Genomic DNA, 17,487 nt, shown 5'->3' with positions numbered 1-17,487 from the left:
TCACTCGACCTAGTGAATTTGAGTCAATAGCGTTGACTTTTTGTCTATAGGCGCGTGCGGTCCCGGTGGCTGGTGTCGCACCAGGGATAGCGACGACTGCGCCGACAGGTGCACAGGGCCACCCGGAAACGGTCGGAGGTGACCGTGCTGCCGTCCTCCAACTCCACTTCCACCGGGCCCTCCACGAGGAGCGGACCCCGGTGCTGGACCCGGATGCGACACGGTCGGTCAGAGGGGGAGTTCGGCACGGACGACCACCAGCTCTTCCTTCTCGTCGGCGGCGGGAGTGGCGGACAGCAGGCCGCGTCCGCGCAGCCAGTCCTCCCGGGTACGCAACACCGGACCGAACGCGATCCGGTGACGGCGGGTCACGGCGGCCTTGAGGCCGGCCTCGCGCAGGTGCCCGAGCGTCCGCGCCGAGTCGCTCAACTCGGAGTGCACGATCAGCAGCACCCCTCCGGGCCGCAGCAGGGCGGGGGCCTCCCGGCAGACCCGGTCCAGCACGAACCGTCCGTCATGGCCCGCGTCCCAGGCCCGCGCCCTGCCCCGAGGCGGCCTGCCGCCCGGCGTCGGCGCGGGTACGTAGGGCGGATTGGTGAGGATCAGGTCGAACGACAGGTCCCGCACGGGAGTGAAGAGGTTCCCGCGCCGGACGCGGACGGACGTTCCGGTCAGCCAGGAGTTCATCCGGGCCGTGCAGACCGCCCGCCACGAGACGTCCACCGCGGTGACCCGGCTGCCCCGGCGCGCTGCCTGAAGTGCCAGCGCGCCGGTGCCGGTGCCCACGTCGAGGACGTCCGCGCCAGGCGGCAGCGACTCTTCGGACAGGGCCCCGGCCAGGAGCGCGGTGTCCTCCTGCGGGGTGTAGACACCGGGAAGGACCAGAGGCGGAACAAGTGATCTCACTACGGCCAAGTACCCCGGCATTCAGGAAATATGGGAGGTTTCAGAAGAAAGGGAAGTGCGCAGGGACGACCGTCCGGCCCGCCAGTCACTCAGGAGACGCTCCGCGAGCCGGTCCTCGACATGACCGGTGACGTCGATGCCGAAGGCGACGTCGGCGGCGAGGTGCGGCTCCTCCTCCAGCAGGCCCCCGATGACGTCATGGCGTACGACCTGTTCATGGACGGCGTCGGCCTCGACGTGCTCGTCGTAGAAGTGCTCGGCGGCCGGTCCCGCGCCCGTGCGGCGCATCGCCTCGGCCAGGCGCCGGGAGCCGGGCGAGGAGGTGATCTCGACCGCCGCGAAGTGACCCACGAGCGCTCCGCGCAGACTGCGGTGCAGGCCCAGCAGCGACATGAGGTTCACCGTCGCGAGCAGCTCCGCACAGGCCGCGTCCAGGTAGTGCCCGTAGGCCGTGTCCAGACGCAGGTCCGTCATCAGGTCGGCGAAGAGGAGGGCGTGGACACGGTCGGGGCGGCCGCCGCCGAACTCGTCGAACTCCACCGCCGCCATGGCCGCCTTGGCGCGGCCCCACAGCCTGGGCAGCACCCAGGCGTGCGGATCGGCTTCCTTGAGGTGGTAGAGGGAGCGCTGGGCCGCGTACTCGCGCACCTGCCACAGCTCACCCTCCTTGCTCAAGAAGTGGCTGACACCCGTGCCGTCGACCGGTTCGACGAGAAGTCCGGCGAGCGCGTCCTCGACGCTGTCGTGCACCGCGGTGTCCTCGCGCAGGGCGGACAGGAAGCGGTGCTCCAGGGCGGCCCGGGTGCGCAGCAGGTCGGGGTCCCACTCGTGGTCGGGGGACACACCGGCGAAGCCGCGGTAGTGCAGTTCGTAGCAGAGGTACAGGGCGAGCTGGAAGTCGTCGCCGTACACGGCCGCCGCGGCGACCTCCTCGTGGCGCGGCAGCGGCCCGGCGCCGAGCAGATACTCCTCGACGGCCGCGGAGACCGGGCCCCGGGCCGACGGCAGCAGTGGTCCTTGGCGATCGTGATCCATGCGCCCCCGGGTACCCGGGGAACGGCACGTCACCCCGCCTGCCTGGCCCGGGCCGTACGGGGTACACAGAGGCGGCATGAAGGCACTGGTCATCAACTGCACGCTGAAGAGGTCGCCCGACACCTCGAACACCGAGGCGCTGGCGGCCGTGGTCGTGGAACACCTCCAGAAGGACGGTGTGGAGGTGGAGGTCGTCCGGGCCGTCGATCTGACCGTCGAACCGGGTGTCGTCAGCGAACCCGTGCGCGAGGGCGACGCGTGGCCGCAGGTCCACGAGAAGCTGTTGGACTCGCAGATCCTGGTGATCGCTTCACCGACCTGGCTCGGCCGGCCCTCGTCCGTCGCCCAGAGGGTGCTGGAGCGGATGGACGGCATGCTCTCCGAGACCGACGACGAGGGCAGGCCGGTCGCCTACAACCGGGTCGCGGGGGTTGTCGTCACCGGCAACGAGGACGGCGCGCACCACGTGATCAGCGAGATCTCGGGCGCGCTCGCCGACATCGGCTACACCGTGCCCGGCCAGGCATGGACCTACTGGCATCTCGGCCCCGGCCCCGGCCCGGACTATCTCGACGACGAGCGCGGCCGTGAGTGGTCGCACCGCACGGGCCGGGTCATGGCCGCCAATCTGTACGGCGTGGCGAGCGCTCTGGCGGCACGCCCGCTGGGCGCGCCGCCAGAGTAGCCACTGGTTCCGGTCAGTCGCCCTCGGACTCCTCCTGGGCACGGGTGTTGGGGGTGATGGCCTCTCCGGCCTCGCCCTCATGCCCGCGCTTCTCGTCGGTGTCCTGGGTGCGCTTCTCGGCGTCCTCGAACTCGCGCAGGACCTCCTCCAGGGCGGTGTCCGGCTTCTGCCTCTTCTCGGACACGGGTCCCTCCTCTTTCCTCTTTCAGCGGCCGGCGACTTGCTTCGCCCGGCGCAGGGCGGTTCAGACCTCGTTCAGCGTGCGGCGGCCGCGATACGCAGCGGTACCGGGTCCGGGGCGGTGGTCTCCTCGCTGCGGCGGGCCATCTCCGCCCACCAGGAGGGGCCGTCCTCGATGTGCCGCAGCAGTACTCCCTCGCGGATCGCCCAGGGACAGATGGTGACCGTCCTGATGCCGGTGAGCTTCATCGCCGTGTGCCCGACCAGCGCACCGGCCAGGCTCTGCGTGGCGCGCGGAGCGGAGATACCGGGCAGTTCGGCCCGTCGAACGGCCGGGAGCGCGGCCAGACGCTCGATGGCTACCCGCAGGTCGGCGCGGTGCATGCGCCGTTCCACGAACGGGCCGCGCCGCCCGGGCGAGGTTCCGCACAGCCGCCCCAGCTGCTCGAAGGTGCGCGAGGTGGCCACCGCGGTGCGCGGTCCCTCCCAGCGGATCCGCGACGCCACGTCCCGCAGTTGATGGCGGACCTTGCGGCGCAGTGCGCGTACCGCCTCCGGGAGCGGTGGGTCCTGATCCATGAAGAACTCATGCGTCAGCCGGCCCGCGCCCAGGGGCAGCGAGGCCACGTAGTCCGGCAACCGGCCGCGTCCGAAGGCGACTTCGAGCGAGCCGCCACCGATGTCGAACAACGCGAGCGGTCCGGAGCGCCAGCCCATCCACCGCCGCGCCCCGAGGAACGTCAGCTCGGCCTCCACCTCGCCCGGCAGCGTGCACAGAGCGACGCCGGTCCGCGTCCGCACGGCACGCAGCACGTCCTCGCGGTTCGGTGCGGCGCGCACGACGGCGGTGGCGAAGGCGAACGGTTCGGCCGCACCCCACCTCGCGGCGGTCCGCTTCGCGCCTTCCACCGCCTCGACCAGCCGCTCCACGGCCTCCTCCGGCACCGGCCCACCCGGCCGCACATGATCGGAGAGTCTCAGCCGCCACTTGGCCGTGTGCACGGGCAACGGCACCCCGTCCTCGGCGTCCGCCACAACCAGTCGGACCGTGTTCGAACCCACATCCACCACGCTTATCCGCATGGATCTGTGGGTACCCCCGAGCGGCCCGGTTCAACTCCGGGCGTGCGTGTCGCCTGGCACAGCCGACAACGGGAAGGGCCGCCGTCTCCCTGCGGACGGCGGCCCTTCGGACCGAGCGGCTCCTGCTGCGGCGGCTACATGTGGACGACGGGTGCGGCGTCCGCGTCCTGCTCCGGCACCCCGCGCCGGAAGAGCAGGAAGGTGATCACGGCGCCGACGGCGAAGAGGCCCGCCGACCACCAGAAGGCGGTGGTGTAGCTCTCGATCGTCGCCTGGGCCTGGACCAGCTTGTTCGCGGCGTTCCTGCCGACCAGGTAGTCGGTGGCTGCGCTCGCGGCCAGCGTGTTCAGCAGCGCCGTACCGATCGAACCGCCCACCTGCTGCATGGCGTTGACGGTGGCGGAGGCGACACCGGCGTCCTCGGACGCCACCCCGCCGGTGGCCAGCTGCATGGCCGGCGGCATGACCAGGCCGAGGCCGAGGCCGGTCACGATCAGCTGCGGCAGCACCGCGGAGACGTAGCCGGAGCCGACGTCGATGCCGGACAGCCAGGCCATGCCGACCGCGGCGACCGCGAAGCCCACCGGGATGACCACCTTCGGCCCGATCCGGGGGACCAGCATCGTGGTGCTCAGCTGGGCGCCCACCATCAGCGCGGCGACCATCGGGAGGAAGGCCACGCCGGTCTTGGTGGGGCTGAAGCCCAGGTTCAGCTGGAGGTAGTAGGTGAGGAAGAGGAACACACCGAACATGCCGCCGCCGGAGATCAGCACGGCCAGGAAGGAGGCGGCGCGGTTGCGGTCCAGCAGGATGCGCAGCGGCAGCAGGGGGTGCGCGGCACGGGTCTGCCACCAGGTGAAGGCGGCCAGCAGCGCGCCGCCCGCGATCAGGAAGCCCCAGGTCTCGGGGGCGTTCCAGTCGTGGGTCTCGGCGTTCGAGAAGCCGTACACCAGGGAGAAGAGGCCGGCGGCGACCAGTACGGTGCCGGGCACGTCCAGCTTGGAGTTCGCGGCGTCGCGGTGGTTGTGCAGCAGGAGCCAGCCGCCCGCGAAGGCGACGACGGCGATGACGACGTTGACGTAGAGCGTCCAGCGCCAGTCCAGGGCGTCGGTCAGGACGCCACCGAGCAGCAGGCCCACCGCACCGCCGGCACCGGCGATGGCGCCGTACACGCTGAACGCCTTGGCGCGCTCCTTGGCGTCCGTGAACGTGGTGTTGAGCAGCGAGAGCGCGGCCGGAGCGAGGAGCGCGCCGAAGGCGCCCTGCAGTGCGCGGGCGGTGACCAGCATCTCGAAGTTGGTGGCGGCACCGCCGAGGGCGGAGACGGCGGCGAAGCCGACGACACCGACGAGGAAGGCCGTCTTGCGGCCGAACAGGTCGGCGATCCGGCCGCCGAGCAGCAGCAGGGACGCGAACGCGAGTGCGTAGGCCGTGACGATCCACTGCCGGTTGCCGTCGGAGAAGCCGAGGTCGGCCTGGGCCGAGGGCAGCGCGATGTTCACGATGGTGGCGTCCAGGACCACCATCAGCTGGGCGAGGGCGACGACGGCGAGGATCCACCACCGCTTGGCCGAGGCGCCGGGCTGCGCCGCTACGGCGTCCTCCCGGCTGCTCTCGGTCAGAGTCTTGTCGGACATGGGAAACCACTCCAGGGAAAGTCGGCTGGGCTTTACCAGTTCGTGAACGAAACGGTTTCGTACAGCACGACACTAGACCACTCCCAGCGAAACGGCAACGTTTCGATGGGGGAGTGGGAGAGAGGGGCCCGGCAGCAGAGGTGCGGTGCTGCCGCACCCTCACGCCATCTGCCGTCGCACCAGCTCGTGCAGCCGCCCGCCGGTGTCGGCGAGGAGCTGCGCCGGCGGTCCCTGCTGGGCGACCTTGCCGTTCTCCATCACGATCACCCGGTCCGCGTCCAGCACCGTGGACAGGCGGTGGGCGATGACGACACGCGTGGCGTTCAGGGCCTTGGTGGACTCGATGACCGTGCGCTGGGTCTCGTTGTCCAGTGCGCTGGTCGCCTCGTCGAAGAAGAGGATCCGCGGCCGTCGGATCAACGCCTGGGCGATCATCAGGCGTTGGCGCTGGCCGCCGGAGATCGCCCCGCTGCCCGAGACGATGGTGTGCAGACCCATCGGCATCCGCTGGATGTCCTCGGCGAGCCCCGCCATCGAGGCCGCCGCCAGTGCCTCCTCGGGCGTGTAGGGCTCGGTGCCGCAGATGACGTCCAGGATGGATCCGGTGAACGGCTGCGCGTGCTGGAGGACCACACCGCACTGCCTGCGCACCGCCGACTGGTCGAGCGCGGCCAGGTCCTGGCCGTCGTAGAGGACGCTTCCGGAGACCGGTCGGTCGAAGCCGATCAGCAGCCTGAGCAGGGTCGACTTGCCGCAGCCGCTCGGCCCGACGATCGCCACGAACTCACCCGGCCGGATCTCGAAGGACACGTCGTCGAGGATCAGGGGACCGTCGTCGGAGTAGCGGAAGGAGAGCCTGCGGGCCTCCATCGCCCCGGTGAGCGGGCCGGGGCGGGTGCTCGCGGTGCGGACCTCCGGCTGGGCCTCCAGGACCGGCTTGATCTCCTCGAACAGCGGCAGCGCGGCCACCACCGAGACGAAGGAACCGGTGAGCGAGGTGACCGCGGTCAGCAGCATCGTCACCGAGGTGTTGAAGGTGAGGAACTCCGCCGCCGACATCGAGCCGCGTGCCGGGCCCGCGAGCAGCATGAACATCAGCAGGGTGCACAGCGGCAGATAGACCGAGCCCATCACCGAGGTGAGGTTCTTGATGCGGCCGACCTTCTGCTGGAGCTCGCGGCTGCGGGCGAACTCCGAGGCCCAGGCCGCGTAGGCGTAGTTCTCGGCCGCCGCGACCCGCAGCTTGGGCAGACCGCGCAGGGTCTGGAAGGCCTGGTTGTTCAGCTTGTTGCTGAGGACCACCAGCCGTCGCTGCCAGCGCACCTGCCACAGCCCGAGCCCCAGGAAGCCCGCGGCGATCACGACGAGCATGCCGATCGCCGCCATGGCCATCGGGACGCTGTACCAGAACAGCAGGCCCAGGTTCATCGCGCCGATGGTCAGCGACTGGGCCACCACGGGACCGATGCCCGCCATCATCCGGCGGATGGAGCTGATGCCCATGGCCTGACTGGCCAGTTCACCGGTCGAGCGCTCGGTGAAGAACTTCGTGGGCAGCCTCAGGAGCCGGTCCCACACCGCCGGTTGCAGGGTCGCCTCGATACGGCCCTCCAGGCGGAGCATGGTGAGGTTCTGGAGCAGCATGAAGGCCGCCGTCACCACACCGCTGACCATCACGGCCAGACATACCTGGACGATCAGACCGGTCTGCGCCTTCGGCACGAACTCGCCGAGCACCTTGCCGGTCGCGATGGGGACGAGCGCGCCGATCGCCACCGTCACGAGACCGCTGAGCAGCAGGTTCGTCACATCGCCGCCCGTCCCGCGCATGCTGAACCGGACCAGGCCGAGCGGGCTGAGCCTCCGGTCGGGAAGCGGGCGGTAGAACATCACCGCGCGCGGCTCGAACTCCTCCGCGTTGTCCTTCTCGATCGGCGTCTCACGACCCGTCGCCGGATGCACGGCCACATACCCGCCGCGCCGCCACAGCAGTGCGACCGGCGTACCCGACAGGGCGCGGTGGCCCACCAGCGGACCGACGTTGTCGCGCCACCAACCGCCGTCCAGACGTACGGACCTGATGCGGACGCGGGAGGCCAGGGCGATGCGCTCGACCGGGTCCAGGCGGTCGCTCTCGGTGCCCCGCTGCGCGTTCTCGGCGAGCGGGATCCCGGCCGCCTCGGCGACCAGCCTGCACGCCGCGTAACTCGCGTCGGCGTCGGCGGCCGTCGCCCGCTGCTTCGACCTGCCGATGGACGCCAGCAGCGTCCGGTCGGCCTGGGCGCGCACCGCCTCACCGGCCTTGATACCGGCGGCCGTCCGGGTCTCGTGGGTGCGCTCCAGCTGTTCGATCCAGCGGTCCAGCGTGGTCAGCAGCCGGTACTGCTGGTCGACCATGCTCTGCCAGACCCCCGGGTCCATCAGCAGGTCGGCGGCCGCCTCGGCGCCGTAGAGCGAGCCGTACTGCACACTGCCCGGCGGCACCTGCATCCAGAACACGTCGTCGTCGGTCGGGGCGGCGGCCCGCTCGTCGGCCATCGGCGCCTGGAAGAGGATGGACAGACTCCGGCCCACGCCGAGCGCGAGCGCGTACTCCAGCGGGCTCGTCGTCGGCGGTACGTACTGGGGGTTGCCGTACTCGTCGTACGACCAGGTCTGGGTGTTCGCGGGTTCGTACAGCTCGCGCAGGCCGATGCGGTGGACCACGCAGTTCCTCAGCGGGCGTGCCACCAGGGTGTGTTGCGGCCCCGCCACCGGCCCGAGCAGGAGGGCGCCCGGCTCCAGACGGCCCAGATGATGCCAGTGGCCCTGCTGTTCGGCGTCCACCGCGAACAGGTCCACGGCACCGGAGACGACCAGCCACAGCACCTGCGGGCCCTCGAGGTCGATGCGGCTGAAACCGGCGCAGTCGATCCGCGTCCCCATCTGGCCGAGGGCGCCGAGGACCACGTCTTCTTCGTGTGCGGTAGTCATCTCACCGTTCCTTGACCAGCGCCGCGTACGCGCCGCCGCGCGCCACCAGCTCCTCGTGCCGCCCGCGCTCCACGATCGTGCCGTGTTCCAGTACGACGATCTCGTCGCTGTCGCGCACGGTGCTGAGCCGGTGTGCGATCACCACACAGGCGCAGCCGCGCTTGCGCAGGTTGTCCATGACGGTCAGTTCGGTCTCCGCGTCCAGCGCGCTGGTCACCTCGTCGAGGACCAGGATGCTGGGCCGACGCACCAACGCCCGGGCGATCTCCAGACGTTGACGCTGGCCGCCGGAGAAGTTGCGGCCGTCCTGCTCGACCCTGCTGTGGATGCCGCCGGGGCGGCGCACGATCACGTCGTACAGAGCCGCGTCCCGCAGTGCGTCCACCACCGCGTCGTCCGGGATCGAGGGGTCCCACAGCGCCACGTTGTCGCGGACCGAGCCCTCGAAGAGGAAGACGTCCTGGTCGACGAAGGACACCGAGGAGGCGAGCGCACCGCGCGGGATGTCGTCCAGGCGCTGTCCGTCGATGCGGATCACCCCCTCCCAGGGCGCGTACAGGCCCGAGATCAGCCGGGACACGGTCGACTTGCCGCTGCCGGAGCCGCCGACCAGCGCCACCTGCCGACCCGGTCCCACGGTCAGGTCGAAGCCCGTCAGCAGCGGCTTGTCGAGCGGGTTGTAGCCGAAGGTGATGTTCTGCAACTCGACGTGGCCGTGCAGCCGGCGGGTCGAGTCGCCGGCGCCGGGGCGGTCGTACAGCGGGTCGGCCTTGAAGTTCTCCACGTCCTTCAGGCGGGCCACGTCGGCCGCGAAGTCCTGGATGCGGCCTGCCACGCCGTTGAGGCGGGTGATCGGCGCGGTGAAGCGGGTGACCAGGGCCTGGAACGCCACCAGCAGGCCGACGGAGATGCCGCCCTCGACGGCCCGCATGCCGCCGATCCACAGGATGAGGGCGCTGTTGAAGGTGGCCAGCATCGGCGCGACCACACCCAGCCAGGCACTCGGCACCCCGAGCCGCTGCTGCTCCTCCAGCGTGGTGGCGTGCTGCCCTGCCCACTTGCGGAAGTAGCCGTCCTCGCCGCCGGTCGCCTTCATCGTCTCGATCAACTGCAGGCCGGAGTAGGCGGTGTTGGTCAGCCGGGCGCTGTCTGCGCGCAGCTTCGCCGTACGGGTGGCCCGCAGCCGGATGACGACCCGCATGGCCACCACGTTCAGCAGGGCGACGCCGATGCCGACATAGGTGAGCTGGGGGTCGTAGGTGTAGAGCAGGATCGCGTACAGGACGACGACCACGGCGTCGACGCCCGCCGCCGCGAGGTCGCGGGACAGGGTCTCGGCGACCTGGTCGTTCGACTGGAGGCGCTGGACCAGGTCGGCCGGGCTGCGCTGGGAGAAGAACGTCACCGGCAGACGCAGCAGATGGCGCAGGAAGCGGGCGCTGGACAGGGTCGAGGAGATGATGCGGCCGTGCAGCAGGTTCGCCTGCTGGAGCCAGGTCAGGGCGAGGGTGAGGGCCACGCAGGCACCCATCGACGCGAACAGCACGCCGAGCAGGGAGGTCTGGCCGCCGATCAGGAACATGTCGATGTAGGTGCGGCTCAGCGCGGGCGTAGCGGCGCCGACCAGCACCAGCAGCAGACTGGCCAGGACCGATGCCGGCATGGTGCCCGCGGTGCCGCGCAGCCGGGCCGGCATCGCGCCGAGGATCCCCGGTTTGCGGCCGCCCGTGGTGAAGCCCTCGCCGGGCTCCATCACCAGCACGACACCGGTGAAGCTGCCGTCGAAGTCCTCCATGGGGACGAAACGGCGGCCCTTGCCCGGGTCGTTGATGTACACACCGCGGCGGCCGAAGCGGCGGCCCATGCCGTCGTAGACGACGTAGTGGTTGAACTCCCAGAACAGTACGGCCGGTGTCCTCACCCCGGCGAGCGCGGCCGTGTCCATCTGCATGCCCTTGGCCGTCAGGCCGTAACTGCGGGCCGCCTTGAGGAGGTTGCTGGCCCGCGAGCCGTCCCGGGAGACACCGCAGGCGATGCGCAGCTCCTCCAGCGGGACGTGCTTGCCGTAGTGGCCGAGCACCATGGCCAGGGAGGCGGCGCCGCACTCCACGGCCTCCATCTGCAGGACGGTGGGTGTCCGGACCGTCTTCGCCTTCCCCGTGGGGACCGGGCGTTTGGGCGGGGCGGAGCGGCGTCTGCTCCGGGTGTCCTGTGCGGTGCTCACGGCAGCAGCCAATCGACGGGGCGCTGATCGGCCAGCCGGATCGAACCCGAGGCCACGGTCATGGAGGTGAGGACAAAGGGTGGTCCGTCCGCGGACGACCACTTGTAACCGCTCTTCGTCTCCTTGGACCTGTCCAGCTTCACCAGGACGGCGACCGGACGGCCGTCCTTGGTGAACTGCTCGCCGAGCTGGCTGTCCCCGAGGAACGCGGCGATCTGCTGCGCCGACTGCGCCGAGCGGTCCACCGACTTCACATGGCCGCGCAGCACGCCGTACTCCTGGGTGGGCACCGAGGAGACGGTCAGGTCCACCGGGGCGTTCGCCGGGATGGAGGCGGCGTTCTCGGCGGGCACGTACACCGTGGCGTACATGGGGTCGGTGGTGTGGGCGACCTTCTCCACGGCGGCGACGTTCGCGCCGGTCGAGATGATCTGCCCGATGGTGGCCGCCAGCGCGGTGACCCGGCCCGCGGCGACCGTGCGCACGACCGTGTCGCCCTTGGCGGTGCGGACCTTCAGGACGGGGGAGTCGGCGGGCAGCCGCTGCCCTTCCTCGGCCAGTACCTGAGTGACCTGGCCGGCGATCGGGCTCTGGAGGATGTAACTGCCCTCCCCGTGCGTGAGGATGGCGGGCGCGCTCACCGTGGAGGCGACCGAGCCGGTCACCGCCCACACGCAGGCGGCGGCCGTCACCACTACCGTCACGGACATCACGAGCCAGCCCTGCGGCCGGGCGAACCGCACCGGAAGATCGAGCTCCTCCGGTGACTGGAGCTTGGCGAGGGCCTGTTGGCGGAACTGCACGGAACTTCCCTCACCTGCGAAAGAGAGAGGACCGGCTCGCGCGAGCCGGCTGGTGTACGGCACCCGGCCCGTGAGCCGGCTGTTTCACGAAACCCGAAAGCCCCGGAGCCAGGATGCGGCTCCGGGACAGGGTGATCACAAGTGGTGCGATCAGATCACATGGGGTGTGATCAGAGACCGGCGACCAGGCCCGTGACCGGGGCGGTGCTCAGGCCGGTGACACCCTCGACGGTGCCGACAACCGTGTTGACCACGCCGGAGACCGGGGCGACGCCGTCCACCAGGCCGGTGACGGTGCCGAGGGCGTTGAGGGCGAGGCCGCCGGAGACGTTGTCGAGGTCGGCGTCCGAGATCTCGACGGTCTCAACCTGGGGGGTGGAGTTCATGATGGAACTTCCCTTCGTGTGGATATCTCAGCAAGGGGGGAGCGGCCCCCTCTGGGGACAGATGACGGCCGCGATCGCAGACGCCGGACCCCCGTTTCCGGGAATGCCTGGCTGCCCTGCGGTGCGATGGATCAAAGCACGCTGCGGCGCCGCGCTTCCAATCAACCATCCGCCTCACCAGGGAACTTGAGTCACAGGAGCTTCCATCCGTGCAGGCTTGCGCACGCCTTGGGGTCGACTTCTTCACACGTGACGTCGCGGTGGCGTGCGGCGGCCCCGCCGCGGACGCGGCGAATGCGACACACCTCGCCAATGGCATGGGCGAAGGCCGCCGGTTGTGCAGAACTTTCGCTTCCGGTGACCTGGTTGCGCTTTCGATGTGCAGATTCGCTGGAGGGGGGATTCGAAGCGGTATCCACAACCGACCGTCGATGACCGCTCGCTGAGCGTGTCAGCCCAGAAGTGCGTAGACCGTGTTCGCGTGGGCCGCGAGCGCACCCGATGCGGAGTCGGTCATCGTGATGTCGGCGAACGCCATGCGGCGGCCCAGTTTGGTGACGACCGCCTTGATCAGGACATCCGAATCGGTCACCGCCCGCTGGAAGGTCGTGGACTGCTGCACCGTCGTCATCGGTCCGTACGTGCCCCGGGCCGCTGACACGGCGATCACGGTGGCGGTGTCGGCGGCAGCCATCAGCACCTGGCCCGACAGCGCGCCCCCTTCCCGCGCCAACCGCTGTGACCAGGGAAGACGCAGAACGGCATGGTCGTCGCCGAGCGTCTGGACCGAGAGGCGGAGGTCGAGGACCCAAGGGGCGAAGTTGTCGGCGAGGAGCTTGTCGGCTTCGGCGGGCGTCATCGTCATATGGGGGATTGTTCCCGCCCGCAACGCGCCCGGCACGACCCGTGGCCGAATCGGCGTGGCAACCGGCGCGTAAAGAAACGGCATTGAACGCACCGCGCGCACCTTGCGTACCCATGACCATCCAGGCGCCCCGAACAACTGCCACACGGCGGTAAAGACTCCGGTCCCCCCAGGAGGTCGAGAAGTTTGAGTCACAAGCGAATTCCGAAGCGCAAGGCCGCGTTCGCGGCAGGCACCGTCGTAGCGCTCGGAGCGGCCGCGATTCTGCTGCCCAACGCCAACGCGTCCCAGGACGGTTCGTCGAACGACACGGCGGCCGTCGCACCCAAGACGCTCAAGGCGACGGACGCCTCGGACCTCGCCTCGCAACTCGAGAAGCTGCTGGGCGACGCCTTCGCCGGGTCCTACTACGACTCCGACAAGCAGCAGCTCGTCGTGAACGTCGTGAACAACGTGATCTCCGGCGACAACAACAACGTCGTCGTGCAGGCGAAGAAGGCGGGCGCAGAGGTCCGCGAGGTCGACAACAGCCTCCCCGAGCTGGCGGCCGGCGCGAAGACCCTCAAGGAGGAGGCGACCATCCCGGGTACCTCCTGGGCCGTCGACCCGCGTACCAACAAGATCCTCGTGACCGCCGACAGCACGGTCACCGGCAACAAGTGGAACACCATCGAGTCGACCGTGAAGAGCCTCGGCTCCGACATGGCGACCATCAAGAAGTCGGCCGGCACCCTCAAGACCTTCGTGTCCGGCGGTGACGCGATCTTCGGCGGCGGCGCCCGCTGCTCGCTCGGCTTCAACGTCACCGCGGGCGACGGCAGCCCGGCCTTCCTGACCGCGGGTCACTGCGGGGTCGCGGCCGAGCAGTGGTCGGACACAGAGGACGGTCAGCCGATCGCCACCGTCGACCAGGCCACCTTCCCCGGCGACGGCGACTTCGCCCTGGTCAAGTACGACGACCCGGCGACCGTGGCGCCCAGCGAGGTCAACGTCGGCGGCGGCCAGACCGTCGCGATCAACCAGGCCGCGGACGCCGAGGTCGGCTCCCAGGTCTTCCGGATGGGCTCCACCACGGGCCTCGCCGACGGCCAGGTCCTCGGACTCGACGCGACCGTGAACTACCCCGAGGGCACCGTCACCGGGCTCATCCAGACCGACGTCTGCGCCGAGCCCGGCGACAGCGGCGGCTCGCTGTTCACCCAGGACGGCTCCGCGATCGGCCTGACCTCCGGCGGCAGCGGCGACTGCACCGTCGGCGGCGAGACCTTCTTCCAGCCGGTGACCACCGCTCTCCAGGCGGTCGGCGCCACGCTCGGCGCGGGTGACGCGGCCGGCGGCGCGGGCGACGACCAGGCCGGCGGTGAAGAGGCCGGTGCCGGTGACGAGGCGGGCGCGGGTGACGCCGGTGCCGGTGCGGGCGAAGAGGCCGGTGCGGGCCAGGAGGCCGGTGCGGGCGAGGAGGCCGGTGCCGGTGGCGACGCCACTGCGAACCCGGGCGACGAGGCGGGTGCCACCCCGGGTGAGGAGGTCGGCGGTGACCAGATCGGCGGCGAAGAGGCCGGCAACGGTGACCAGAACGGCACCGGCGACGGCACTGGCGCTGGTGACGGCACCGGTGTGACGGAGTCCCACTGATCCCTCAGGCGGTCTGACGAACGGATCCCCTGTACCGGCCGCGTCGGCAGCGGTCCGCCCCCCACCCTCCGCTGCCGACGTCGGTCCGCACGACCACCGTCCGGCCACAGCGCGATTCCGGCCGGGAGGTGCAACGGTCCGGCCCTCCGGCGGGAGGGCCGGACCGGCGCGCTTTCCGCCCCGTGTCCCACGAGGCCGGAATGGCAACGGGCGTCCCAGCCGCGGCTGGGACGCCCTTCGGCGTAGGGGCGGACATATGCCCGTCGGACACGTCGATCACCGCCTTGCACGGGAGGGGCCGCCGGAGGGGGCGGGAGCCACTGACGCATGCCGGCTCCCGGGGACCGGAACCCGCCCTTCAGTACACGTCCCGTACGGCGTGGGTGGCCGGTCGCGGGCACACGGGTATCCGTGCGACGGCGAGTACGGCCGCGTACCCCTTCACCTCCGGACCATGCCCCCACAGTCGAAGCGCGCCGCGGCTCACGGGCGCCGTGCGTGCGCCCCCGCGCACCCTGATGGCCAATTCTTCGCGCCCGCCGGACGTCCGGGACCCGAACAATGGGGCACGCGTCATCGCCATGGAACCGAGTACGGCGAATCGAGGGGGACGAGCAGTGATCCGGGTGCTTCTGGTGCACGACGCGTGTCTGGTCAGATCGGTGCTGGCGGAGTGGCTCCGCCGGGAACCGGACCTCGGGGTGTTCGACACCCCGTGGCACAGCGCGCCGGGCCGCCTGCGCTCCGTGCGGCCCGACGTGTGCGCCGCCGACCTCGAGTGCTCGGACGCCTACGGCATCCCGCCCTTGGGGGAGTTATCGGTGCGCGAGCCGGACCGCAGTCCGCCGCGCCTCCTCGTCCTGGCCACGGCCAACCGGCCCGGGCTGCTGAAACGGGCCGCCGAGGCGGGAGCACTCGGCTACGTCGACAAGGAGGGCTCGCCGGAGCGTCTGATCCGCGGGATCCGACGCGTCGCCGAAGGGAAACGTTTCGTCGACGACTCACTGGGCTTCGGTTTCCTCCAGGCCGCCGAGATGCCGTTGACCAGACGGGAGTTGAGCGTGCTGACCCTCGCGGCCGAGGGTGCCTCCATCGCGGAGATCGCGGGGAACCTGCACCTGTCCCACGGGACCGTGCGCAACTACATGGCCGCCATCACCCGCAAGACCGGCGCCCGCAACCGCATCGACGCGATCCGCATCTCGCAGGGGCAGGGCTGGCTCTGACCGACCCGGGGGAGCGGACCGCTTCGGGGCCACGGCCGTCCAGCCGCCCACGAGTTCGCGGTACGCCGCCGAGTCGCGCACGAGCTCCTCGTGGGTGCCGTGCGCCGTGCGGCGGCCGTCCATCAGCAGCACGCTCCCCGCGCGCCGGGCCGAGCTGATCCGGTGGGCGACGACGACCAGCGTGGTGTCCGGCCGTTCGGCGAAGGCCCGCTCGGCGCGCTCCTCGGCCCGGGGGTCCAGATGACAGGTCGCCTCGTCGAGCAGGACGAGCGGGGCGTACGACAGATAGGCCCGGGTCAGCGCGATGAGCTGCCGCTCACCGGCGGACAGGGCGGCCGGGTCCACGGTCGCCCGTGGACCGCCGAGCGCCTCGAGCAGCGGGGTGAGCCCCACCGCCCGGGCCGCCGCGAGCAGTTCCGGCTCCGGCACCGGGTGCGGCCTGAGGTGCCCGAGATTCTCGGCGAGGGTGCCGGAGTGGACGTACGCCTCCTGCGGGATGAGTACGCGCAGCGCCGCGGCCTCGGGTGAGGGCACGGGGTGTCCGCAGAGCCGGATCTCTCCGCCGCGAGCCCGCAGGAGGCCGGCTACGAGGGCGGTGAGCGTCGACTTCCCGATCCCGCTGGGGCCCACGACGGCCAGGTGGGCGCCGGACGGGAGCGTGAGGTCGAGGTCGTCGACGACAGGGGTGGCGGCGGGGCCGTAGGCGAAGGCCACGGAGGTGAGGGAGAGGGCGGGGGCGCCGGTGGTTCCGGTGGTGACCGGGGCGGCTTCGCCGTTCGCCGTGCATGCCGCGTCGGGGCCGTCGGGCCGTGGGTCCGCGCCATGTGATGCGGGGCGGGCCGGGGTGCCCCGCGAGCCCGCCTGCCGGGGGGCCTTGGACGCCCTCTCGGGCATAGCGCCCGCACCGCGCGGCCCGTAGTCCTGCCCCGCCTCCCCGGCCGGTTCGCGGACCAGTCGGCGCAGGACCACCACCAGCCGGGACCCGCTCGTGCCCAGGCCGTGGACCAGGTTGCGCAGGGCGGGCAGGAGCGACTGGGTGACGTAGGCGAGGGCGCCGACCAGGGCGCCCGTGGTGACGCCCCGGGACAGGAGCCAGGGAGCGCAGGCGAGGAGGAGGACGATCGGCAGCTGCCCGCCGAGGGTGAGGGAGGCCACGCGCAGGACGGACCAGCGGGCCAAGGCGTACGCGGCCCGCTGTTCGGTGTCGACGAGCCGGCCGGTGCCGGCGGCGACGCGCTCCTCGGCACCGGCCGCCGTGATGTCCCGCAGCCCCGGACAGACCCTGCCGAGACCCTCGGCCAGGGCCTCGTCGGCGACCAGGAACTCCTCCTGGCGTCGGGCCAACGGCCGCAGGGTGGCGGCGAACAGGCCGAGCCCCGCGGCGAGCGGCGGTCCCACGACCAGCAGGAGCAGCGGGTCGAGCGAGGCCAGCCCTACGACGGCGCCGACGGCCGTGAACACGAACGAACGCGACACCAGCACCAGCCCGGCGAAGGTGTCCCGAGCGATCTCGACCTGCTGGGTCAGCCCGGACAGCGCCCCCGCGTCCGCCTCCCGTACCCCGCGCCCCACCACCCGCGTCACCAGGGCGTCCCGCAGCGGCTCGACCAGGGCGGCGACGGCGGTGTACACCCGCACCGTCCCGTACGCGCCGACGAGCACTCCGAGACCGGCCACCGCGAGCCAGCCGAGTCCCACGCCGGGCCGTCCGGCCAGAAACCCCCCGTCCAGCGCGCGGGCCGGCGCGTACCCGGTGAGGAAGGTCTGCCCGGTCTCCAGTACGGACCACCCGCCCAGCCGGATCAGCACCCGCCACCGGAGCCGCAGGAACCGCAGACCGCGTGCGGAG

General features: G+C 71.2%; 14 protein-coding genes and 1 pseudogene. 3 read left to right on the top strand and 12 right to left on the bottom strand.

Going from position 1 to position 17,487, the window contains the following annotated elements; all coding sequences use genetic code 11:
* Positions 1-44 precede the first annotated feature (44 nt).
* The 3 genes from ACFYRX_RS06290 to ACFYRX_RS06280 are packed head-to-tail and all read right to left on the bottom strand — an operon-like array spanning position 45 to position 1,941.
* The gene (locus ACFYRX_RS06290; protein ID WP_389097140.1) at positions 45-248 is read right to left on the bottom strand and encodes a CDGSH iron-sulfur domain-containing protein; all 204 of its coding nucleotides are present in this window, start codon (positions 246-248) and stop codon (positions 45-47) included.
* The gene (locus tag ACFYRX_RS06285) at positions 229-927 is read right to left on the bottom strand and encodes a HemK2/MTQ2 family protein methyltransferase (RefSeq protein WP_389097139.1); all 699 of its coding nucleotides are present in this window, start codon (positions 925-927) and stop codon (positions 229-231) included. Before ACFYRX_RS06285 ends, ACFYRX_RS06290 begins: the two co-directional genes overlap by 20 nt.
* The gene (locus tag ACFYRX_RS06280; protein ID WP_389097138.1) at positions 928-1,941 is read right to left on the bottom strand and encodes an iron-containing redox enzyme family protein; all 1,014 of its coding nucleotides are present in this window, start codon (positions 1,939-1,941) and stop codon (positions 928-930) included.
* A 76-nt stretch (positions 1,942-2,017) separates the two neighbouring features.
* Here ACFYRX_RS06280 and ACFYRX_RS06275 point away from each other — a divergent pair, with 76 nt between their 5' ends.
* Entirely contained in the window at positions 2,018-2,626 is a 609-nt protein-coding gene (locus ACFYRX_RS06275) for a flavodoxin family protein (RefSeq protein ID WP_389097137.1), read from the top strand.
* A 13-nt stretch (positions 2,627-2,639) separates the two neighbouring features.
* On the opposite strand, the gene ACFYRX_RS06270 is transcribed toward ACFYRX_RS06275, so the two are convergent.
* The 8 genes from ACFYRX_RS06270 to ACFYRX_RS06235 all read right to left on the bottom strand — a co-directional run bounded on the left by ACFYRX_RS06270 (position 2,640) and on the right by ACFYRX_RS06235 (position 12,777).
* Complete coding sequence (locus ACFYRX_RS06270; protein ID WP_389097136.1) at positions 2,640-2,810, bottom strand: hypothetical protein; 171 nt, start codon at positions 2,808-2,810, stop codon at positions 2,640-2,642.
* Between the two features lie 71 nt (positions 2,811-2,881).
* On the bottom strand, positions 2,882-3,889 hold the full coding sequence (locus ACFYRX_RS06265; protein ID WP_389097135.1) for a Ppx/GppA family phosphatase: 1,008 nt from the start codon (positions 3,887-3,889) through the stop codon (positions 2,882-2,884).
* A gap of 134 nt (positions 3,890-4,023) precedes the next feature.
* Positions 4,024-5,526, bottom strand: coding sequence for an MFS transporter (locus tag ACFYRX_RS06260; RefSeq protein ID WP_389097134.1), 1,503 nt, complete (start codon positions 5,524-5,526; stop codon positions 4,024-4,026).
* A gap of 159 nt (positions 5,527-5,685) precedes the next feature.
* Positions 5,686-8,499: an NHLP bacteriocin export ABC transporter permease/ATPase subunit gene (locus ACFYRX_RS06255; RefSeq protein WP_389097133.1), complete on the bottom strand. Its 2,814-nt coding sequence runs from the start codon at positions 8,497-8,499 to the stop codon at positions 5,686-5,688.
* A 1-nt stretch (position 8,500) separates the two neighbouring features.
* A complete protein-coding gene (locus tag ACFYRX_RS06250) occupies positions 8,501-10,723 on the bottom strand; it encodes an NHLP family bacteriocin export ABC transporter peptidase/permease/ATPase subunit (RefSeq protein WP_389097132.1) in 2,223 nt (740 codons plus the stop codon).
* Positions 10,720-11,526, bottom strand: coding sequence for an HlyD family efflux transporter periplasmic adaptor subunit (locus tag ACFYRX_RS06245; protein ID WP_389097131.1), 807 nt, complete (start codon positions 11,524-11,526; stop codon positions 10,720-10,722). The genes ACFYRX_RS06250 and ACFYRX_RS06245 overlap by 4 nt, the downstream gene beginning before the upstream one ends.
* A 170-nt stretch (positions 11,527-11,696) precedes the next feature.
* Positions 11,697-11,912: a type A2 lantipeptide gene (locus tag ACFYRX_RS06240; protein ID WP_389097130.1), complete on the bottom strand. Its 216-nt coding sequence runs from the start codon at positions 11,910-11,912 to the stop codon at positions 11,697-11,699.
* Between the two features lie 451 nt (positions 11,913-12,363).
* Positions 12,364-12,777: a PaaI family thioesterase gene (locus ACFYRX_RS06235; protein WP_389097129.1), complete on the bottom strand. Its 414-nt coding sequence runs from the start codon at positions 12,775-12,777 to the stop codon at positions 12,364-12,366.
* 186 nt (positions 12,778-12,963) lie between these two features.
* Here ACFYRX_RS06235 and ACFYRX_RS06230 point away from each other — a divergent pair, with 186 nt between their 5' ends.
* Both ACFYRX_RS06230 and ACFYRX_RS06225 read left to right on the top strand, forming a co-directional pair.
* Positions 12,964-14,412 carry a S1 family peptidase gene (locus ACFYRX_RS06230; RefSeq protein ID WP_389097128.1) on the top strand — a complete coding sequence of 483 codons (1,449 nt, stop codon included), beginning with the start codon at positions 12,964-12,966 and terminating at the stop codon, positions 14,410-14,412.
* A gap of 617 nt (positions 14,413-15,029) precedes the next feature.
* Positions 15,030-15,638, top strand: coding sequence for a LuxR C-terminal-related transcriptional regulator (locus ACFYRX_RS06225; protein ID WP_389097127.1), 609 nt, complete (start codon positions 15,030-15,032; stop codon positions 15,636-15,638).
* 258 nt (positions 15,639-15,896) lie between these two features.
* Here the strand turns inward: ACFYRX_RS06225 and ACFYRX_RS06220 are convergent.
* Positions 15,897-16,532, bottom strand: a pseudogene (locus ACFYRX_RS06220) (ATP-binding cassette domain-containing protein); the annotation flags it as partial.
* Between the last annotated feature and the right edge of the window lie 955 nt (positions 16,533-17,487).

Origin of the sequence: Streptomyces sp. NPDC005374 (assembly GCF_042872225.1) — a bacterium.
Lineage (GTDB): Bacteria > Actinomycetota > Actinomycetes > Streptomycetales > Streptomycetaceae > Streptomyces.
The sequence above is the reverse complement of the archived record's forward strand: the minus strand, read 5'-3'. Positions and strand labels throughout refer to the sequence as shown.